The following is a 2,622-nucleotide window of genomic DNA, read 5'->3' on the forward strand; positions in this document are numbered from 1 at the left end:
TAAATCAACATATTTTTGAAAATTGATTTCCGTGGTTCCTGCGAAATCTGTCCCTGCTCTATTCAGCCTATGAAAAAACACCGCATTGCCTGACCGGAAGAGATCCGGAAAGGGCATGCGGTGTTGTGCTGCTATGTGCTTCTAATATGCGGTATTGCCTTAGTTTGCCAGAATCTCTTCCCAGTTTGTCGAAACGCCGGCACCGTTCAGGGCGATGTAATACAGCAGATAGTAAAGATCTGTACTGTCCATGTCCCCGCTTTTGTCAATATCTGCCGCATTGGCTGCCACGGTTTCCGCCATAGAGGACGCATCTCCTGTGAAAGTCGCATTCTTCTGACCGGAACTTTTCTTTGCCACGTACAGCAGCAGTTCGAACACGTCAGTGGAATCGATAAAGCCGTCGTTGTCCACATCTCCCAGCGTATACGGCACATACTGCATGGTCAGGTCTGTGCCGCCTGCCCAGATGCCGTCCTGCACAGAAGCATCTGTCACCACTGCGGAAACGTCCTGCTTGTCCCCCTCCTGCAAGGTGAGGTTCCAGTCAAACTGGCTCCGTTCCACATTCTGGGTAAAGCCTGGATCCATGACGACCAGATGTTCTTCTGTATAGGAACAGCTGCTGTCTGCCTTGTCCCACACGCTGACGGTGAAAGAGGAATCATAGGTTTCCGTATTCACATTATACTCACAGCTGTCCAGCGTGAAATCGTAGGTGCCGTCGTTTTCCAGTGTGGTGTCGTAGTACGTGATAACGCCGTCCAGCGTGTCCTTCTCGATCTTCACCCGAACGTCCCGATCACCGGAAACCGTCATGGTCAGTGTGCCCTTTTGATCCTGCAAATACTTGCTGGGGGTAACGGCAACGCTGTCGTCTGCGAATACTGCCACAGCGGGAACTGCCGCTGCTGTCATTCCCGCTGCGGTCAGTGCAGCGAGAAGTCTTTGTCTTTTTTTCATGGTAAAGCCTCCTTAATGCTGAATATACTCTGTTGCTTCACTGTACGGTTCCAGGAAGTGCATCCAGTCTCCGTTTTTGCCTGCATTTCCGGTTTCCATGACATAGGTCTTGCCGTTGATGTGCACTTCACACCAGAAATGCTGGTTCCCTTCGCTCATTACATAGCCCTGAACCAGATTGACATCATAGCCCAGATACGCCATCATCGCTGCCATTGCCGCGTTGTACTGAATGCACTGTCCCTTCCGATATGTGAAAACGGCATCGACATAGGTCTTGTTCGTGATCTGTGCCCATGCACCGTTCTGTACATACGCATATTCCACGTTGTTGTGAATCCACTCCATGGTCGTCCAGAGCTGTTCTTCCCGCGTCATGCCTGCCTTGAAATGCTGCTGGATAAATTTTTGCAGGATCTGCTTGTCCTTTGCGGAAATATAGGAAGTCCACTGGCTGTGCGAACTTTTCTGCCGGTTATAGACAACAAAACTGGTATGCGGCTTCAGCGAAGCCTGATTCAGCCGGTAGCATGCCATGGAGATCGCAGTGCCGTCTGCCTGCAAATAATAGTCGCCGTAGTGCTTTTCATCATAGTAGCAGAAGATCTCCTTGTTTTTCTGCATGATGCCGTTATCGCCGAAGAAATACAGCTTGCCGCCGATCATCTTCCAGTCGGTCTGCATAACGCCGTTGTTGTCGAAGTAATATTTCTGTCCGTTTACAGTCTGCCAGCTTTTCGCCATTTTTCCCTGACTGTTCAGATAGTATGTACTATTGTCCAACCGCAGAAATCCCTTGTGCATCGCACCGTCGGAATCAAAATAATACTTTGCACCGGAGAGCTCCTGCCAGCCAGTCTGCATGACACCGGAAGATGCAAAGTAGTACCTTTTGCCGCCGAAGTCCTGCCAGCCGGTCTGCATCAGATGCTTGCTATTGAAATGGTATGTTTTTCCTTTGTCCTTCACCCAGCCGGAAACTGGTTTGCCGTTTGCATCATAATACGAAACAGTGTGATCCGAAAATGTGCACAGCCCCAGTTGCTGCTGTCCGGTTTCTGCGTCCAGCAGATACCGTTCTTCGCCGTCTTGCAGTTCTCCGGTTTTCTTGCCGGTGTCTGCATCTGTATAATACCGGTAGTCGCAGTAATCCACCCAGCCGCTGACGATGTTTCCGGTTTCCGGATCGTAATACCGCCGCACGCCGTTGACCGTCCGCCAGCCGGTTTTCTGCACGCCGTCATAGTCGAACAGATAATACGCCCCGTCAATTTCCTGTTCACCCGTCAGGAAGTTTCCGGATTCGTCATAATAGCGGCGTACCCCGTCCTCGTCCTGCCAGCCGGAATTTTCCACTGCCGGAACCGTGACCTCTGTGACCTCTGTTGCCACAGGCACGTCCGTCACTTCCGCTTCTTCCGCAGAAGCCGTTCCGCCGAACAGCATGCTGCCGCCCAGAATTGCCCCAAAGGCTGCCAGAAAACAAATGGTTTTTCGTTTCATGAAACATTTCCCCTTTCCTATTGCGAATACGATGTTTCCTCTTTTCGCTTCCATTCTATAGAATATCAAATTCCAACGGGTTTGTCAAGAAAAAAGACACTTTTTTTCGCAATTATGATATTTTTTAAGGCAATACCGCACAAAGATTGTGCGACA

The 2,622-nt window shown here is 50.2% G+C and carries 2 protein-coding genes; both read right to left on the reverse strand.

Annotated features, from left to right (window positions below):
- Nucleotides 1–159: 159 nt before the first annotated feature.
- Nucleotides 160–963, reverse strand: a complete 804-nt coding sequence (locus RUMCAL_RS03065) for a dockerin type I domain-containing protein (protein ID WP_021681033.1) — start codon at nucleotides 961–963, stop codon at nucleotides 160–162.
- Nucleotides 964–975: 12 nt separating this feature from the next.
- Nucleotides 976–2,466: a transglutaminase domain-containing protein gene (locus RUMCAL_RS14355; protein WP_051343630.1), complete on the reverse strand. Its 1,491-nt coding sequence runs from the start codon at nucleotides 2,464–2,466 to the stop codon at nucleotides 976–978.
- Nucleotides 2,467–2,622: the final 156 nt, after the last annotated feature.

This window comes from Ruminococcus callidus ATCC 27760, assembly GCF_000468015.1.
In the GTDB taxonomy this organism is placed as follows: Bacteria; Bacillota; Clostridia; order Oscillospirales; family Ruminococcaceae; genus Ruminococcus_C; species Ruminococcus_C callidus.